Source organism: Sulfurovum sp. (assembly GCA_020525365.1).
In the GTDB taxonomy this organism is placed as follows: domain Bacteria; phylum Campylobacterota; class Campylobacteria; order Campylobacterales; family Sulfurovaceae; genus Sulfurovum.
In genome coordinates, this window is sequence record JAIZOF010000001.1 from 830,562 (window position 1) to 849,117 (window position 18,556).

Genomic DNA, 18,556 nt, shown 5'->3' on the forward strand with positions numbered 1-18,556 from the left:
ATGTGGATGATACACTATATAAATTTTTTAGATAGATATAAAACAAAGCTTTTTATAATTATTACTATTATCGTACTCTTTTTTAGCTACTGGATAAAAGACATAGCCTTTGAAGGTAGTTATAGAATATGGTTTAGTCCTGATGCTACTATTATGAAAAATTATGATAATTTTAGAGATACTTTTAGTACGGATGATACCTTTATCGTGGCATTTCGAGATGAAAAAGGTATTTTTACTGATAAGGCTACAGATATTGTTTTAAAATTAACTGAAGAGATAGCAAATATTGATGGGGTACGAAAAGTAGATAGTCTTAGCAATTATCAATATATAAGTGCAATAGAAGATGAATTAAATGTTGAAGACTTTATTCATGAGGATGATAAAGGAGATTTAACACATAAAAAAGAGATAGCATTAAAAGATAAGCTTATTTTAAATCATGCCATTTCAAGAGATGGTAAAACTACTACGCTCTCCGTAAAACTTAGTACTGAAACTAGTTCAGGAGAAGAAGTAAATATTTATGTAATGGATGCATTAGAGCAAATAGCACATACCTATGAACAGAAGTACGGATATAAACTTTATATTTCAGGTATGCCTGCTGTGACAGCATCATTAGTGACTGTAGCAGTACATGATGCAATCTATATTATGCCTTTGGCAGTCATTATTGTTATTATATTTTTATGGATTTTATTTAGAGATATAGTTGGAGTTTTTGTACCAGCTATAATCATACTGTATACCTTTCTCATTGTATTAGGTATGCAGTTTTTAATGGGGTATAAACTCAATAATTTTACAGTGAATATTCCTGCCTTTATTGCGGCTATTGCTATTGCAGATTCTCTTCATTTACTTTTAGCTTGGCGATATTATAAAAGTAAAAAAACTGTCAATAAAGATGCTGTGTGTCAAGCAGTAAAAAATAATTTTTTACCCATTACTTTGACCTCATTTACTACTGCAACGGGATTTGCTTCCCTTATGACAAGTGATATTGTGCCTATAGCTACATTAGGGTATGCCATTACAGTAGGAGCTATTTTGGCATTTGTATTGAGTGTCACATTAGCACCTGCATTGCTACTTTATATGAAAGATGATTATATACCTAAAAGAATATTTTTTATTGATTTTACGAAACTACAGGGATATGGTAAATTTATTACAAAACATGATAAAAAAATTGTAGGTTTTTTTATGATACTAATATTGGTGTTGGGCTATGGATTAAAATATGTGAATGTAGATAATAATAGTGTAGAATATTTTGATAAAAGTACAGTAGTACGTTCAGGGAGTGATTTTGTAGAAAAGTATGTAACAGGTGCAATGACCTATGAAATTATTATAGATTCCAAAAAGAAAGATGGAATCAAAAATATAGCATTTTTAAAAAAAGTATTGGCTTTTGAGAAGACACTAAAAGATAAATATCCCAATGTCACTTTTAGTACTTCTATAAAAGATATTATACAACGTATGCATACAGTTTTAAGTGATACGCATGAGACTACATTGCCTACAGATAGCAATCTTATAGCACAATATCTTTTACTCTACTCTATGAGTGTTCCACAAGGGATGAGTATCAATGATCAGATCGATATGAGTGAACAGTTTTTACGTATGACCATTAATAGTGAGACACAAACAACTTCCAAAGATGTACAAATGATAGAGTGGATTAAACAATGGTGGAAAACACATAGTCATTATAGTGCCCAAGTAGAGGGCGAAACAGCGATATTTTCCTATATGCAAGAGCATGTGATTCATACCTTATTGGTCTCTATACTGTTCACACTTATTATCATTATACTTGCCATGTCACTAATATTTAAAAAATTAAAAATGTTATGGATTTTTGTTTTACCCAATATTGCACCTATTATATTAGTTGCAGGAGTAATGGGCTATTTAGGTATCAGTATAGATATTGGTGTGGTGATTTCTGCTTCGGTTATTTTAGGTATTGCTGTGGATGATACGATACACTTTTTTAGTAAATATTTTCAAACAAGAAAAATGATGCCTTTTGAAGAGAGTATAGACTATATTATTACACATAGTGGTAATGCAATGATTTTAACTACCATGATATTATCTTTTACCTTTCTTATTTTTGCTGTGAGTAGCTTTATACCTAATAACCACTTCTCTTTTGTGACTGTTATTGCATTAAATTTAGCACTATTATTAGATTTAGTATTATTGCCAGCACTTTTAAGTCTATTTTATAAAAAAGCTTAAGCGTGTGCTATCACATCTTCTTCCCACTCTCTAAACGTATCATCAAAATAGACCAATCTTTGTTTTTTAAACTCTACTGTGGAGTAGAGCTTTCCATATTCTGTCAAGCCACTCTCTTGCGCCATCTCTTCTATGAGCGTATCACACTCCTCTTGTGTTTTGGCATGTACCATAGCAAAGAGGTTGTAGGGCCAATTGGGGTATTTGGGTCGTAGGTAACAGTGGCTTACAGCAGAGAATTCTGCAAGCTGTTTTCCTATCTCTCCCCCTTCTCTTCAGGTACTGACCACACACTCATCGCATTGGCACTAAAACCTGCCTTTCTATGGTTAAGAATGGTTGCAAATCGACGCATGACACCACTCTCTTTTAGTTCATTGGCAATCGTAAAAAATTCATCATAGCTAAGATTTAATTTTTTGAGATACTTTTTGAAAGGTTCTGAAACTACATCTATGTCTTGTTGCAAGGCTTTTATAATTGCCATATGTCTAGCTGTGAGACCAATCTCTTTGTGGGCTAGTTTTTGAAGTTTCTCTTTTTTGGCACGTTTTCCTGTTGTATCCATCTGGACTTTAATCTTGAACATTTTTAGCGTTGGTAGTATGATTGCGTCCTCGGCACCTGTTTTATTTTTGAGTATCTCTATAGTCTTTTCGAGACCCAATTTGGAGTCTGGAGTAACTGCTATGGTAAACCAGATATTGTAGTCATGGTTACGCAGATAGTTGTGGCTGACACCTGGGTGTGCATTGATCATTTTTGCCGCTTGTTCTATTTTATTTTCTACTACTTTAAAAGCAACCAGTGAAGATTTGTAGCCTAACCGCTTAGTATCAAAGATTGCTGAAGTCTGTCGGATAATCTTCCTTTCTTTGAGTCTACGTACTGTTGCAAGTATTTCATTTTCTGTTATTCCCAGTTTTTGAGAAAGCTCTAAAAAAGGTCTTTGTGTTATAGGAAAAGCATGTTGCATTTCATAGAGGAGTTTGTTTTCTGTTTCTATCATGTATTGTTCCTATATAATCTATAGAATAAAATATATTTATTTATGTTTATAGATTATAGTCTATTATGCTTCGATAAGTATTGATACATATCAAAGCAATTATGATACACTTTGGCTAATCTGCAATATAAATATGCAATAAAGGACATATATGCCATATTTTCCTATGTTCATAAATATAGAGAAGTTAAAGGTATTGGTTGTTGGTGGCGGGGTGATTGCCACCGAGAAACTTCAGAAACTAGTAGATTTTACCAAAGAGATTACCATTATCGCTGAAGAACTGAGTCCTGAAGTTAACCGACTTATCTGCAATCATTGCCTTAGCTTCCATCAGAGAGCATACCGTAGTGGAGATATCAGAGGGTTTGATATTGTGATCATTGCAACAGATACCGCAGAACTGCATCAGCAGATATATGAAGAGAGTAGAGGTAGTGGAATACTCATTAATTCTGTAGATAATGCAGACTATTGTGATTTTATCTTTCCTTCCTATATCAAAAAAGAAGATTTGACTATTGCATTTTCCACTGGTGGGGCATCCCCTGCTTTTACAAAACAGATACGTGAATATTTTGAGAAAATTATTCCACAAAGCGTTGGAACATTTCTTACAAAAATGAAAATATTACGTACCACAATGCCCAAAGGTAAAGAGCGAATGCACTATTTTGAGACACTTGTAGAAGCATATTTTAAAAAATATTTTAAATCTTGATATAAATCAATATTATATATTAAATAAGTCCATACAATACAAGAAAATAATAAGGAGTCAAAATGTCTGAAATAGAAAAAAAAGAGATTAAAGTAGAGGGTGCAACTGTACCCTTTTATGAATATATAATTGGTGAGACGCAATACTATGAGTTTGATACCTCCAAGTGTGGACCACCCGAACCAATGGTTAATGCTATGACAGGTTTGAAGATGCTTGATAATCCGAAGAAGAAAGTGGTTATGATCAACCATAAAAAACCGATGGGGTTGCTTGAGAAAATTGGAGAGAATTATAAGATAGAGACAGAGAAGATGAATGATGGCTGTATTAAGCTTATTTTCTCATATAAAGAGGGAGAGAGCAAAAAAGCCAATCTCAACGATATGGCATGTCATGGTTAGTGAGAGGTAGATGAAGCAGATATCGAGTGATTTTGCACCACCACTAAAATTGATTGCTCCATTTTTTAGGTTTGGTGCAATCTTCTATCTTCTATCGATGACGGCATTACTCTTTTTTTCACCTTCTTTCAGTTACGTACAGATGAATATTGCAGGATGGATACATCTATTTTTACTCGGATTTGTAATGATAGTTATCTTTGGAGCAATGGCACAATTAGTACCTGTGGTACTAGAAGCAGGACATGCAGTAGTAGATGTCTATTATGTTATTATGCCACTTCTGGTAATTGGTACAGTAATCATGGTTGCAGGGTTTTGGTTTATGCCCACACTTTTGCCTTATGGTGGACTTTTAGTGCTTATAGCGATGATTATTTTTGCTGTAGAGAATTTTGCTACGCTTAAAAAGACCACACTTTGTACATTAACTATCTCTACAGTTAAGTGGAGTAATACTTATCTGTTATTTGGAATATTGACTGGATTTGCAATCACTCTCGGGATTGTAGGAGATCTCTCTATTAATGTTAGTTTGATACTTAAAGCCCATGTCTATGCAGTGCTTGGCGGATATGTGCTTTTGACGATCATAGGGCTCTCATTGATTCTAATTCCAATGTTCTCATTGGCACATGGTTTTGATGAGAAGTCAATTCATATTGCCTTTAAGTTGACTGTTGGTGGTGTAGCAGTTGTTTTTCTGGGTGCATTGATTGGTATGGAGCAGATAATGTATTTGGGATACCTCCTTACAATAATAGGAGTATTCTTCTATTTGCGGCAAATATATATTATTGCCAAACTAACAGTACGAAAAGAATTGGATATTTGGGCAAAATCAATGCTTTTTGCTTATGGTATGCTGATACTCTCTCTTATAGTTGTAGCAGCTTATTTTATTAGTGATAGTGAAAATCTATTACATGCTTCAATTTGGTTTCTGTTAATGGGGTTTATCTCCTCTATGATTACTGGACACCTTTATAAGATTGTACCATTTTTAGTTTGGTTTGAACGCTTTGCTCCATTTGTGGGAAAGAAAAAAGTACCTATGTTGCATGAAATGTACTCCAAGGAGGGAGCCTCAGTATTTTTTTGGTTTACTGCTTCAGGAGTAATCTTATCTGGGATAGGTTTGCTGCTAGAGAGCAATCTTTTTTTTAAAGCCGGAGGGAGTTTTCTATTTATAGGGGCACTTTTTTTGACACTAACAATCTATAAAATGCTAGCATATGGTAAAGAAGAAATATAAGGAGTTGTAGGAATATGTGCAATATTACAAAAGAAGTAGTTTTTGATGCGATCTCAACAGTGATTGATCCTGAGGTAGGGTTCAATCTGGTAGAGATGGGTTTGATTTATGATGCAATTATTGATGAGAAATATAATGTACATGTAGTGATGACTCTTTCGACACAGGGGTGTCCACTACACCAAATGATTACTCAGTGGGTCAAAGAGGCAACAGAACGCATTGAAGGTGTTGGTGAGGTTGACATAGAAGTGGTCTGGGAGCCAGCATGGAATATTTCTATGGCAGATGATAATGTTAAAAAGGCACTTGGGGGGATGTGACCCCTTGAAGTATCAAAATAATTTAGTTTTTTTTAAATTTTCATACTATTTATTGATAAAAGACTTTTTTACTCTGATTTATAATAGAGAATTATTACCCTTTCATAAGTCCTAACATATACTTTCCTTGATACGTATCAAGACTTTTTCTCTTTTATGGGGTTATTCTAATAAGGTATATTTATGCTAAATATAAATCTATTATGTGATTTGTCTTTTAGGCAGATCTAGATAACTAAAAGGAGGAAAAATGTCACTGAACAGACGTGAATTTTTAAAAAATTCGGCAGCAGTTGCAGCAGCAAGTGCAGTAGGTATCTCTGTACCCCAAGAGGCACAGGCACAAGCATCAAACACTGAAAAAGATTGGAGGTGGGACAAGGCAGCGTGTCGTTTCTGTGGTACAGGGTGCGGTATCATGCTTGCGACTAAACAGGGTAGAATTGTTGCGGTCAAGGGTGATCCAGCAGCACCAGTTAACAGGGGGCTAAACTGTATCAAGGGATACTTTAATGCAAAGATTATGTATGGTGCAGATAGACTGAAGACCCCACTGTTAAGGATGAACAGCAAGGGTGAGTTTGACAAGAATGGAAAATTTCGCCCTGTTAGCTGGAAACGTGCTTTTGATGAAATGGAAAAGCATGCCAAGAAGGCACTTAAAGAGAATGGTCCTGAAGGTGTGGCAGTATTTGCTTCTGGACAATACACCATCATGGAGGGATATGCTGCACAGAAGATGATGAAGGCTGGTTTTAGATCTAATGCAATAGATCCCAACGCACGTCACTGTATGGCATCGGCTGTTGTTGGCTTTTATCAGACATTTGGTATTGATGAGCCTTCAGGATGCTATGATGATATCGAGATTACTGATACCATTGTTACATGGGGCTCTAATATGGCAGAGATGCATCCAATACTTTGGTCACGTGTTACAGATAGGAAACTTTCCAATCCAGACAAAGTAAAAATTGTTAATATTCAGACCTATACACACCGAACATGTGATTTGGGAGACTTTAATATTATCTTTTCACCAAATACAGATTTGGCACTTTGGAACTATATTGCACATGAGATCGTTTTTAATCATCCTGAGGCAATTGATTGGGATTTTGTTAAGCAGAACATTGTATTTACGGCAGGACCGCTAAATATTGGATATGGTATGAGAAGGGCAAGCGATAAGTCACTCAAAGAGGGTAAATATAGTGCTAAAGAGATGGAGACCATTAGGAAAGAGATGGAAAAGGAGATCTCTGCTAAAGAGGCACCTGCATTAGCTCCGTATGGTATTAAAAAGGGTGATATTATGAAAAATACCCCAGGTACACTCAAGCATTGGAAGATCTCATTTGAAGAGTACAAAAAGTCACTCGAGCCATTTACACTTGACTATGTTGCCAAGATTGCCAAAGGAGATCCAAATGAGTCAATTGAATCATTTAAGAAAAAACTCAAAATGTTAGCAGATCTTTATATTGAAAAAGACAGAAAAGTTGTTTCTTTCTGGACCATGGGTATGAACCAGCACACTAGAGGTACATGGGTCAATACCCTCTCCTATAATGTACATTTCTTGCTTAACAAGCAGGCACTTCCAGGAAATGGTGCATTCTCTTTGACGGGACAACCGAGTGCGTGTGGTACAGCAAGAGAAGTTGGTACTTTCTGCCATAGATTACCGGCAGATATGATGGTTAAAAATCCTAAACATAGAGCACACGCAGAGAAAGTATGGAATATTCCGGCAGGGACACTTAATCCAGTAGGCAATCAGCATATCATGAAGATACATAGGGATATTGAGGATGGTATAGTCAAGTTTGCATGGGTTAATGTCTGTAATGCGTATCAAGATTCTGCATCTGCCAGCCACTGGATTAAAGCAGCAAGAGAGATGGATAACTTTATTGTTACCTCTGATGGGTATCCAGGTATTTCTGCAATGGTTTCTGATCTAGTCCTTCCGTCTGCAATGATCTATGAAAAATGGGGTGCATATGGAAATGCTGAGAGGCGTACGCAACATTGGAGACAGCAAGTTCTCCCTGTGGGTGATGCAATGTCAGACACATGGCAGTGGTTTGAGTTTTCTAAGCGTTTTACCGTAAAAGATCTTTGGGGTAAATATACACTTAGAAATGGCAAGAAGCTACCAAATGTTATCAAAGATGCAAAAAAGATGGGTTACAGTGAAGATACAACAATGTATGAAATTCTTTTTGCTAATGAAAAAGCAAAGAAAAATTACCCACTTAAGTCAAATCAGTTTCCTCAAAAAGGATATGATAACTCAGAAGCAATGGGTGACAGTAGAAATGTTGTTGGTTCTGACGGAAAAGTATTCAAAGGATACGGCTTTATGATTCAAGAGTACCTCTTTGAAGAGTACGCAAGTTTTGGTAGAGGACATGGACATGACTTGGCTCCATTTAATGTTTATCATAAGGTACGTGGACTTAAGTGGCCGGTTGTCGATGGCAAAGAGACACAGTGGCGATTTAATGTTAAGTATGATCCATATGCAGCAAAAGCAGCCAAAAAAGCGGGTAGCAATTCAACACATGCTTTTTATGGTCCATTAGCAAAGAAGATTCTTCAAGGAACACTGACTGGTCCAGATAAGAAGCTTGGGAAGTATGCCTTGCCAAATAAAGCAAAAATATTTGCAAGACCATATATGGATCCACCAGAAATGCCAGATAGTAATTACGATACATGGCTTTGTACAGGGCGGGTACTTGAGCATTGGCATTCTGGAACCATGACAATGAGAGTACCTGAACTCTATCGTGCGGTACCAGAAGCACTCTGTTACATGAATCCTAAAGATGCCAAAGAAAAAAGTGTTAAACGTGGTGAGCTCGTATGGGTTGAGAGTAGACGTGGCAAAGTTAAGGCAAGAGTTGAGACTAGAGGACGTAATAGACCACCTCAAGGATTGGTATTTGTTCCATGGTTTGATGAAAAGGTATTTATTAACAAAGTGTGTCTTGATGCAACTTGTCCAATGAGTAAGCAGACAGATTACAAAAAGTGTGCAGTTAAAATATATAAAGCATAAGGTAAGTGTAGATGGCAAACAGCTCTAACAACAATAGACGAAAGTTTATAGCAACAACTTTTCAAAGTGTTGGCTTGACAGCTCTTGGCGGGTTGTTGTGGAGTGGGTATGTAGACGAAACAAAAGCATCACCATTAGTGCTTAGACCACCTGGTGCACTAAAAGAAGAAGATTTCATTAAGGCATGTATCAAATGTGGACTCTGCGCAGAGGCATGTGTTAATCGTGATAGCAATATTGATAAAGAAACGGGAGAACAGCGTCCTGGCACCATTAAAATGGCAAAGGGAGGTAATCATGTTCTGATAGGTACACCCTTTTTTGTGCCTAGAGATATACCATGTTATATGTGTGATGATATCCCTTGTGTTCCAGTCTGTCCGTCTGGTGCACTGAATGAAGCATCTGTTACGAATGATAAAGGAGAGCTTGATATCGAAAAAGCACATATGGGATTAGCAGTTGTGCACAAAGAGAGTTGTGTTGCTTTTTGGGGACTACAGTGTGATGCATGTTATCGTGCTTGCCCACTACTTGATGAGGCGATTACTTTAGAGTATCATAAAAATGAACGTACTGGAAAGCATGCATTTTTGTTACCAGTGGTTCATTCAGGCATCTGTACAGGCTGCGGACTGTGTGAAAAGGCATGTGTCACCGAAAAGCCAGCAATTTTTGTATTGCCAATCGAGTATTCGACGGGTAGAGTAGGTGATCATTATGTTAAAGGTTGGGATAAAAAAGATCAGCAACGTGTAGGTGACCGTAAACTTGATAAGATAAAAACAAAGACTAAGCGAAGTGAAAAAACACCAATAGACTATCTAAATAAGGGAATAGAGTATTGATAAAAAATCTAAAATATCTACTACTTAGACGTACAACGCAGATATTGCTTTTGGTACTCTATTTTGGTGCAAATGCCTATGGTTGGCATATTCTCGAAGGGACATTTGGCTCCTCTGTACTCTTTGGAACCATTCCTCTAGCAGATCCCTATACGACACTACAGGTGCTCGCTACTGGGCTTGTACTGGGAACTGATGTATTATTTGGTGCTGTGATTATTACGTTGTTTTACTTTATCATAGGTGGTAGAGCATTTTGTTCATGGGTCTGCCCTATCAATATGGTGACCGATCTTGCCAATTGGTTTAGACGTATACTCAAGCTAGATAAGGAGGAGGTTAACTATCGTTTCATTAAACGTAGTGCACGCTACTGGATTATGGTACTAGGTCTTATTGTCTCTACCGTAGTTGGTGTAGCAGCGTTTGAAGCACTTAGCCCCATTACCATCATGCAAAGAGGTATTATCTTTGGTTTTGGTGTAGGTGTTTCTGTAGTGGTAGCAATTTTTCTGTTTGACCTGTTTGGAGTTAAAAATGGTTGGTGTGGATACTTGTGTCCACTTGGTGCAGCCTATAGTTTAATAGGTTCCAAAAGTCTTATTAGGGTCGAACATAATCATGAGTTATGTACAACATGCATGGAGTGTAAAGTGGTATGTCCTGAAAATCAGGTCTTATGGATGGTTGACAAAGAGAGTACCTCAGTTATAGATGGAGAGTGTACCAACTGTGGTCGTTGCATTGATGTATGTAATGACGACGCATTAGGGTTTGGTATTAGAAACTTTACAAAAAAAGTAAACAGCAAAAAGGAGTAAAGAATGAAAAGAATAATAAAACCACTGGTAATGGGTTCATTGCTTATGGCATCAACACTTTATGGCACAAATACAGCCGCATGTAAGGGATGCCATGGTCAAAATTTTGAAAAGCATGCAATGGGAAAATCAAAAATTGTAAAAGATATGAGTAAAGCAGATATTGTTACAGCTTTAAAAGGGTATAGAACTGGCACTTATGGTAGAGGAATGAAAGGGATAATGATTGGACAGGTTAAAGCACTTGACAATAAAGCAATTAAAGCACTAGCAAATGAAATCAAGAGTGCAGGAACGGTAAAAAGCAATAAACCGTCTACCAGTAAAGCAAAAGTCATTGATATTAATGCTAAAGCATCTGACCCAAATAGAATCATAAAAGAAGATCTCGGTAATAAAAAAGTTATTGACGAGACCGTACTAGGACTACGCAAAAAGTCACTTTTCAAGGAAGATGATGTTGCGCCAGTAAATGTTAAAGAGAATAGACCAGCACCAGGAACTTCATCAAGATTTGAAAGAGCTTATGTCAATGCGCCACCAATGATTCCTCACTCTGTAGAAGGACTACTGCCGATTATGAAGAATAACAACCAGTGCTTGGGTTGCCATATGCCAGATGTAGCAAAAGGAATAGGCGCAACACCGATTCCTTTGTCTCACTTTACAAACTATAGACCTGAAACAGTTCTTAAAAATGGTGAGATGGTTAAAGAAGGTAAGGTGGTTGGACTTCATGGTGATTTAGGTAATGTTGGTGATATTAAGCTGGCAAAGGTAAAAAAACTCAATCATCTTTATCAGGGACGCTTCAACTGTTCTCAATGTCATGCACCGCAGGCAAAAGTACAGACAGCTGTTGCGAATACATTTAGGCCTGATGGATTAACCGGAGATATGAAAACACGCTCAAATCTTTTTGATACTATCAGTGAAGGTGTTAAATAGTGACAAAACGAAGAGTATTTTTTCATACTTTGGGTGGTTCATCGCACTACAACAGGGAGCACAACTCTCTGTATGTACGACCACCTTATGGAAATACAGAATCTCTTTTTCAGAAGGAGTGTCCTACCTGCGAAAGCAACAGCTGTGTAGCTTCTTGTGATGAAAAGATTATCTTTATTGCCGACGATAATACACCTAGGCTAACATTTAAACAAAATGGTTGCACCTTTTGTGATGCCTGTGCACAAGCATGTGAACTGGGGGTACTTTCTCTTGAAAATAAAGAGACAGCCATGCAACTCAATGCTATATTTCGTATCTCTCTTAATACTTGTGTAGCACATCACGGTGTGATCTGTCATACCTGTAAAGAGCCTTGTATTGATGATGCCATTTTATTTAATGGACTTTTTAATCCTATTATTGATAATGAGAAGTGTACTGCTTGTGGTTTTTGCCTTTCGCGCTGTCCAACACAGGCAATTACCTATGAGCCATTTGTATTAGAAAAAAATAAAGAAAATATCACTATGGCTTAATTGTCTTAGATAAAAACATAATACTATTTAATAGAGACAATATAAGGGAGTATATAGCATGAATCTACAAAAGTGTTATCCAAAACTATTTAAAAAGCTTAAAGATAAAAATCTTGAACTACGTCATCTTCTTAATGTTGATGAGAACTACGAGGACTATGATTCTGAAGAATTTGAGTTTGAGCCTGATGAATATAATTTTATTATCTATATTGCTGATCCAATCAAACTGGTACTAGGAGAGGAAAGGTTTAAAATATTTGTAGAGCATTTGGGTAATCTAGAAGCATTTGAAAATTTTGTACTCTCCGAAGAGGATCTTTACGGTATAAAGAGCACACTAAATGATGAGGAGATTGCAGCATTGATACTCGAGAAGGTAGAGGCATTATTGTGAGAACCTTGCTACTTTTACTAATATTGAGTCTATATGCTCTGTCGGTCACAGAAATTGTACCAGTACACCAGATTGATGTTAATGGAACTGTGAAAGATATGGTGTTGCATAATAGAACACTAGTTATTGCCACAGATATGGGACATATTGAGGTATGGAATATTGATAATTATACTAAAAAGAAAGAGGTTTCAATTCCTGATGTGAAGGACTTTATGGGTGATATAATGCCTGCACGACTAATGAGTACTGACGTGAATGATGGCAGATACTTACTTCTAAGCGATAGCGGTATTGGCGGATACAGTAATCTTTTCCTTTATGAAAATGGTACACTTAAACAGATTTTTTCCCATAAGGAGAAAAAAGTTTTAATTAAAGCCCGTTTTATTGATCATGACCATATCTTATTTGGTTACCTCGGTAATGAGGCAGCACTATATGACCTAAAAAGTAACCAAGAGAGGTATCGGGTACAGTTAAGCGAGTCAAAATTTTCAGACTTTGCACTGAATGATGATAAAACCTTAGCAGTGTTCTCTTGCGAAAGTGGGGTGCTTAGTGTAATTGATGTCCAGCATGGAAAAATAATCAGAAAACTTGAAGGTCAAAATGTAGACAATGTGTATAAAGTTGACTTTAAACACAATATTATCTCAGGAGCTGGACAGGACCAACGTGGTTCACTTTATGATGTTGCAACAGGAAAAGGAGGCTACATTAAAGGACATTTTTTAATCTATGCAACTGGCCTAAGTCCTTCTGCATCCAAAGTAGCATTTGCAATGGATGAAAAAAATAATATAACAATTTATAATACTAATACCAGATCAAAATTAGCTTTACTCAAAGGGCAAAAGAGTACACTTAATGTGATTATTTTTGAAAATGAGAAAAGACTCTACTCTGCCAGTGATAATGGTAGTGTTATGGTATGGGAACTCAATCAATAAAAGGAGTATGAATGAATGTATCCAGCATTGTAGTACAGGCACTTCCTGAGCATATAGACGAATTAGTTGAAATGTTTAAAGAAGTTGATTATGCAGATTATCATCTACACGATAAAGAGAAGGGAAAGATTATCATTACCGTAGAGGGTGAAGGAGTAGAAGAGGAGATTAAAAAATTGGTAGAGATACAGCGCCTTCCTCATGTATTGGCAGCTGATATGATGATGACCTATCAGGAGGATGAACTTGATGAAGAGGTTAAGCGCCTTGAGGCGGAAGACTTGGTGCCATCAATTCTTAACAAAGAGGATGTCGATGTAAAGGATGTAGTCTATCACGGTGACCTCAAACATAAAAATTTAGGGTTCTAAAATGGCAGGTATTTTTGAATCAGTCATCAAGACTTCTCCATTGGGTCGCTGGTATATTGAATTAACAGATACAATAAAGTTGGATACTGAGCCAACAATATGTATGGATGTGTATGAATATGCCGATAAGATTGAAGAGTTGGGCAAAGAGTACAATGGTGTAGTAGAGGTAATTTGGAGTAGTGATGAGAAGGTCACCCCTGAACAGATAAATGAAGTACGAATGCAAATGAATGCCTATGAGGCAGAGCAGGAGACCATACGCAATGGTGAAAATCATTTGGTGGATGGTACCCCTAACTTTAGCAGCCCAAATGACCACGAAGATGCGTAGCATATTCAAAGAGCTCTATGGCACGGGTATTCTCTTTTTCTACTATATGAAGTACATCATTCTCACTGGATGGCCGCTGTTGCGTTTTGGGTTGGAGTACAAAGATAATATCATCATCGATATTCTATGGGTTTATTGTCTTGTTTTGATGATCAAGGATATTGTCTATAAGTTTATACTTAAAAAGAGCTACTGCCAAAAAAAATAATGATTTAATATAAAAAATCTTATTATGTGATTGTGTGCCTATTAAAGCATTGGACTCTTTGTAGAAGGATGCATTAAGCAAGTTGTGCAAAATACTTCCGAAGGTATTTGAAAAGTTGAGTACTATATCGTCTAAATATACCTAAAGTCTCTATTCGCGCTTCTTCAAGGATTGTGATGGTTTTGAATCATTTAATCTCTAAAGTTTCTATGTTATAATCATTTCAATTTTTACTGCATAAGAGATATACCTTGTTCGAAATATTTAATAACAAAAATGATATAGCCGAAGCGAAGATATTTTTTGGCTCGACCGAAGCGATCAAAGAACAGATGAGTGAACGCAAAAGCCCCTATGACGGCAGTGTAGTCTCTACCGCACCGGTGTGTGACGCAGACGATACCGTCAAAGCTCTCGAGATCGCCAAGGCGACGACGAAGACTGCTGCGGCAAGTCCGCTCTCTCAGCGTATTGCTTGGCTGGAAGATGTGGCAATACAACTGAATGAGGAGAAGGAGAGCTTTGCTCTCATGCTTGCCAAGGAGGTGGCAAAACCCATTGCTTTTGCACGTATCGAGGTAGAGCGGTGTGCTGAGACTATTAAGCTCACCGCAATGGAAGTTGCCAACTTGTGTGGTGAGACCATTCCAACCGACATCATGCCAAGTGGAAAGAGGACTATGGCATACTACCGTCGTGAGCCTGTAGGAGTTGTTGTATGCATTACTCCGTTTAATTTTCCACTTAATCTCATTGCCCATAAGATTGCACCAGCATTGGGAGCAGGAAATACTGTTGTACTTAAGCCGACTCCCGAAGCACCTATGACTGCTTATATGTTGGCTAAACTCTTTATTAACTCTAAGTATGCTGTTAAAGATGCCCTCTCAGTTGTCTATGGAGATGCCGAAGTGGGCTCAACACTGGTAAAAAGCCCTATTCCACGTGTTATTAGTTTTACTGGTTCAGTACCAGTAGGAAAGATCATCATGTCACAGGCAGGCATCAAGAAAGTGAGCTTGGAGCTTGGTGGAAATGCAGCGACTTACATTGACAAAAGTGCTGATTTGGAATTAGCAGCTAAGCGTTGCGCCTACGGAGCGTTCTACAACTCTGGTCAAGTGTGTATCTCGCTGCAACGTATCTATGTGCATGAAGAGGTGTATGAGATATTTTCAGAATTGATGGCAAAAGAGACCAAAACACTAAAGGTTGGCTCTCCGTATGATGAGGATACTTTTATGGGACCACTTATTGATGAAGAGTCCAAACACCGTGCCAAGACGTGGGTTGCCTCCGCCAAGAATGAAGGGGCATACGCAGTTGCCGGTGACAATGAAGTGGACGGTATCTTTACCCCAACAGTTATGACAAATGTGACAGATGATATGAAGATTATCTGTGAAGAGGTTTTTGCACCTATTGTTTCTCTTGTTTCTGTTCCTAGCTATACTGCTGCAGTAGAAAAGATGAATAATTCTCCTTATGGTTTACAATTTAGTATCTTTACCAATAATCTGAAAATGACACAGCATTTTATTGATGATACTCAATGTGGTGGCGTAGTTATTAATGATATTCCAACTTTACGTTTTGATGTACAGCCTTATGGTGGTGCAAAACTATCTGGAGTTGGGCGTGAAGGTCCAAAGTGGGCACTAGAGGAGTTTACAGAGATTAAGAGTATTGTTATTTGTTAATTTTAATAAGGTAGTATAAATAATTTAAGGAGTAATGATGGATTATATGTTTCAATCTGGATTCTTAGGTACTAAGGCTCCATTTTTTATGGATTTTGTGACTTTGGTAGTAGCTTTACTACCACTGTTAGTTGGTATAGCAATTTTATTTGCCCGTAAAGGTTACTATAATTTACATGGTAAAGCACAAGGACTTATTTTTATTATCTCTGTGATTGTAGTAGGATATTTTGAATATGGAGTACGTTTTGGGGGCGGCTATAAAGTATTTATACAAAACACACAGGTTTCATATGACTACCTGTTTGTTGTATTGGTTGTGCATATTACTATTGCTATTTTAACACTTAGTATTTGGTATTTGACATTGCAACGAGCCCATAAAGAGTATCGGCATCGATACAGAACAAGTACACTACCTGGTATTGGTTCTGAGGCACACAAAAAGGCAGGAAAGTATACTTTTTTAGGAATTGTCGCAACCTCTCTAACTGGTATTTGGGTTTATCTACTTCTGTTTGTATGTTAACAAAAAAAGTTGCTGTATCTGCCTGTTTGATGGGTGAATCCTGTCGTTATGATGGTACTAATAATTACAATAATATGCTACTTGAAGCCTTGAGGTGTATGGAAGTTGTACCATTTTGTCCAGAAGATTTTTCTTTTGGTACACCACGCCCAACCATGGATCTCGTAAAAAAAGAGAAAAACAATATACGCGCTATTTCCAATGAGTCAGGCACTGACCTTTCTGAACCAATCATTGCTTATGCTAAAGACTTTTTTGATACCCATTCCGATATTGATCTTTTTATCGGTAAAGATAGAAGCCCAAGCTGTGGAGTATGTAGTTCTAAGTGCTATGATCAAGCAAAAAAATTAATCTCTACAGAGGAAACTGGACTAATGGCAATGGAGGCCAAACATAGAGGCATTAAAGCAGTTGATGTCCAAACTTATCTCAAAGATTTTAGAGTGTAATGCGGAACAACTATAAGACTTAATGCTTATTACGTTTCAAGTAACATGCCTCTAATTTGATCCTCATCAATCAAATCCTTTTCATACTTTACTACAGCAATATTTTCTGTTTCATTAACATAGCTTTCAACAACAGCAGGATGCCCCGTTAATGTGGAGATTCTATTTCTATCAAAAATATTAAGTGGTAGATAGACATTACCACGGTTATTTGGGTTAGGCATGGTAGCAACCCATAAAAACCATAACATACACAAAAAACCTACAATAAGTGCCAAGATATGTTGGTCATAGTGTTGCATAACCCATCCAGAAAGTAAGCCACCAAAGAATATACCAATATATGCAAAGGTATTGGCAACACCAAGTGCAGCACCTTTTTGATGTACTTTGGCAAATTTGGCAACAAAGCTTTGCAAAAGAGGCTCAAACATATTAAAACCAATAAAGAATAAGACAACACCCATGACAAATATCCAAGCTTTTGAGGCAAACCCCATTGCTATAAACCCCAAAAATGTAAAGATGATTGATATAATAAAAATAAGTTTACCTTTATTATACTTCTCCCCTAAAATGGCGGCAGGTGCCATGGCAATAAACCCAAAAATCATTGCAGGAAAGTAGACTTTCCAAAGTTCGGACTTTTCCCATCCAAAACCACCCAAATCAATACTCCGTGTTAAGACTAAGGGGATAATATAGAATGCCATCATCATAATGGAGGAGTGAAAAAGAAATGTAATGTACATACGCACTAACGCTTTATCTTTAAAAACATCAGTTGTTTTTGCTTCTCTCTCTGAGTAAGAGTGGATAATTTTAGGTGGTTGGGGTACTGCTGTAAATAGTACCCCAATTGATACAATCGATAAGGCTGCTGTAAGCCAAAATAGTTTGTCAATACCCCAGTTTCCACCAACAATAGGTGCAATAATCATCGCTGCAGCAAAACTCATTGCAATTGTTCCGCCAAGAATTGCCATGGCATGAGCACGCTCTTCTTCTTTAACCAGATCAGCCACCATAGCAGAGACAACAGAACCAATTGCACCCGCACCTTGTAAAAATCGACCAATTAATAGCATATAGATGCTATCGCTTAAGGCAGAAATGATAGAGCCAGCAATGAAAATAAGTAGACCAACAAGAAGGGTTTTTTTTCTACCTATTTTATCACTCATAAGCCCAAAAGGAACCTGAAATAATGCTTGTGTCAGTGCATAGCCACCAACAACCAAACCAGCAAGAAATGGTGTGGCACCTTTCATGTCAAGTGCATAAATAGAGAGTACTGGAAGTACAATAAAGAGTCCAAAGAATCGTAATGCAACAACAAGACTAAGAGGCATAATCTGTTTAATCATCTTAATATCTCCAATAGGGTAAAATCTGCCCTAATTATAGTC

Annotated in this window: 21 protein-coding genes and 1 pseudogene; 19 read left to right on the top strand and 3 right to left on the bottom strand. The window is 37.0% G+C overall.

Annotated features, from left to right (window positions below):
• Window positions 1–6 precede the first annotated feature (6 nt).
• Window positions 7–2,265, top strand: coding sequence for an MMPL family transporter (locus tag LGB01_04165; GenBank protein ID MCB4753392.1), 2,259 nt, complete (start codon window positions 7–9; stop codon window positions 2,263–2,265).
• On the opposite strand, the gene LGB01_04170 is transcribed toward LGB01_04165, so the two are convergent.
• Together LGB01_04170 and LGB01_04175 are read right to left on the bottom strand one after the other, a co-directional pair.
• Entirely contained in the window at window positions 2,262–2,525 is a 264-nt protein-coding gene (locus tag LGB01_04170) for a hypothetical protein (GenBank protein MCB4753393.1), read from the bottom strand. The genes LGB01_04165 and LGB01_04170 overlap by 4 nt on opposite strands.
• Window positions 2,522–3,274 carry an Lrp/AsnC family transcriptional regulator gene (locus LGB01_04175; protein MCB4753394.1) on the bottom strand — a complete coding sequence of 251 codons (753 nt, stop codon included), beginning with the start codon at window positions 3,272–3,274 and terminating at the stop codon, window positions 2,522–2,524. Before LGB01_04175 ends, LGB01_04170 begins: the two co-directional genes overlap by 4 nt.
• 151 nt (window positions 3,275–3,425) lie before the next feature.
• On the opposite strand from LGB01_04175, the gene LGB01_04180 reads away from it, so the two are divergent.
• The 18 genes and pseudogenes from LGB01_04180 (at window position 3,426) to LGB01_04265 (ending at window position 17,147) form a co-directional block, all read left to right on the top strand.
• The gene (locus tag LGB01_04180; GenBank protein ID MCB4753395.1) at window positions 3,426–3,995 is read left to right on the top strand and encodes a bifunctional precorrin-2 dehydrogenase/sirohydrochlorin ferrochelatase; all 570 of its coding nucleotides are present in this window, start codon (window positions 3,426–3,428) and stop codon (window positions 3,993–3,995) included.
• 62 nt (window positions 3,996–4,057) lie between these two features.
• The gene (locus LGB01_04185; protein MCB4753396.1) at window positions 4,058–4,399 is read left to right on the top strand and encodes a hypothetical protein; all 342 of its coding nucleotides are present in this window, start codon (window positions 4,058–4,060) and stop codon (window positions 4,397–4,399) included.
• Window positions 4,400–4,409: 10 nt separating this feature from the next.
• Window positions 4,410–5,654, top strand: a complete 1,245-nt coding sequence (locus LGB01_04190) for a hypothetical protein (protein ID MCB4753397.1) — start codon at window positions 4,410–4,412, stop codon at window positions 5,652–5,654.
• A 14-nt stretch (window positions 5,655–5,668) separates the two neighbouring features.
• Entirely contained in the window at window positions 5,669–5,977 is a 309-nt protein-coding gene (locus tag LGB01_04195) for a metal-sulfur cluster assembly factor (GenBank protein ID MCB4753398.1), read from the top strand.
• Window positions 5,978–6,227: 250 nt separating this feature from the next.
• Window positions 6,228–9,047 carry a nitrate reductase catalytic subunit NapA gene (gene napA / locus LGB01_04200; GenBank protein MCB4753399.1) on the top strand — a complete coding sequence of 940 codons (2,820 nt, stop codon included), beginning with the start codon at window positions 6,228–6,230 and terminating at the stop codon, window positions 9,045–9,047.
• An 11-nt stretch (window positions 9,048–9,058) separates the two neighbouring features.
• Entirely contained in the window at window positions 9,059–9,895 is an 837-nt protein-coding gene (gene napG / locus LGB01_04205; GenBank protein ID MCB4753400.1) for a ferredoxin-type protein NapG, read from the top strand.
• Entirely contained in the window at window positions 9,892–10,716 is an 825-nt protein-coding gene (gene napH / locus LGB01_04210; protein MCB4753401.1) for a quinol dehydrogenase ferredoxin subunit NapH, read from the top strand. Before napG ends, napH begins: the two co-directional genes overlap by 4 nt.
• A 3-nt stretch (window positions 10,717–10,719) precedes the next feature.
• Window positions 10,720–10,962, top strand: a pseudogene (locus LGB01_04215) (cytochrome C).
• On the top strand, window positions 10,939–11,664 hold the full coding sequence (locus LGB01_04220) for a nitrate reductase cytochrome c-type subunit (GenBank protein ID MCB4753402.1): 726 nt from the start codon (window positions 10,939–10,941) through the stop codon (window positions 11,662–11,664). Before LGB01_04215 ends, LGB01_04220 begins: the two are co-directional and overlap by 24 nt.
• Window positions 11,664–12,203 (top strand): ferredoxin-type protein NapF, encoded by a 540-nt coding sequence (locus LGB01_04225; GenBank protein MCB4753403.1) that lies wholly within the window; start codon window positions 11,664–11,666, stop codon window positions 12,201–12,203. Before LGB01_04220 ends, LGB01_04225 begins: the two co-directional genes overlap by 1 nt.
• Window positions 12,204–12,261: 58 nt before the next feature.
• Entirely contained in the window at window positions 12,262–12,600 is a 339-nt protein-coding gene (locus tag LGB01_04230) for a hypothetical protein (GenBank protein ID MCB4753404.1), read from the top strand.
• Complete coding sequence (locus LGB01_04235) at window positions 12,597–13,553, top strand: hypothetical protein (protein ID MCB4753405.1); 957 nt, start codon at window positions 12,597–12,599, stop codon at window positions 13,551–13,553. Before LGB01_04230 ends, LGB01_04235 begins: the two co-directional genes overlap by 4 nt.
• Window positions 13,554–13,564: 11 nt before the next feature.
• Complete coding sequence (locus tag LGB01_04240) at window positions 13,565–13,924, top strand: chaperone NapD (protein MCB4753406.1); 360 nt, start codon at window positions 13,565–13,567, stop codon at window positions 13,922–13,924.
• 1 nt (window position 13,925) lies between these two features.
• The gene (locus tag LGB01_04245) at window positions 13,926–14,258 is read left to right on the top strand and encodes a hypothetical protein (GenBank protein MCB4753407.1); all 333 of its coding nucleotides are present in this window, start codon (window positions 13,926–13,928) and stop codon (window positions 14,256–14,258) included.
• Window positions 14,239–14,466: a hypothetical protein gene (locus LGB01_04250; protein MCB4753408.1), complete on the top strand. Its 228-nt coding sequence runs from the start codon at window positions 14,239–14,241 to the stop codon at window positions 14,464–14,466. The genes LGB01_04245 and LGB01_04250 overlap by 20 nt, the downstream gene beginning before the upstream one ends.
• Window positions 14,467–14,726: 260 nt before the next feature.
• Complete coding sequence (locus LGB01_04255; GenBank protein MCB4753409.1) at window positions 14,727–16,166, top strand: aldehyde dehydrogenase family protein; 1,440 nt, start codon at window positions 14,727–14,729, stop codon at window positions 16,164–16,166.
• An 88-nt stretch (window positions 16,167–16,254) separates the two neighbouring features.
• Entirely contained in the window at window positions 16,255–16,695 is a 441-nt protein-coding gene (locus LGB01_04260) for a DUF420 domain-containing protein (protein MCB4753410.1), read from the top strand.
• Entirely contained in the window at window positions 16,689–17,147 is a 459-nt protein-coding gene (locus LGB01_04265; GenBank protein MCB4753411.1) for a DUF523 domain-containing protein, read from the top strand. Before LGB01_04260 ends, LGB01_04265 begins: the two co-directional genes overlap by 7 nt.
• Before the next feature lie 29 nt (window positions 17,148–17,176).
• Here LGB01_04265 and LGB01_04270 read toward each other — a convergent pair whose 3' ends face one another.
• Window positions 17,177–18,514 carry an MFS transporter gene (locus LGB01_04270; GenBank protein ID MCB4753412.1) on the bottom strand — a complete coding sequence of 446 codons (1,338 nt, stop codon included), beginning with the start codon at window positions 18,512–18,514 and terminating at the stop codon, window positions 17,177–17,179.
• Window positions 18,515–18,556 lie beyond the last annotated feature (42 nt).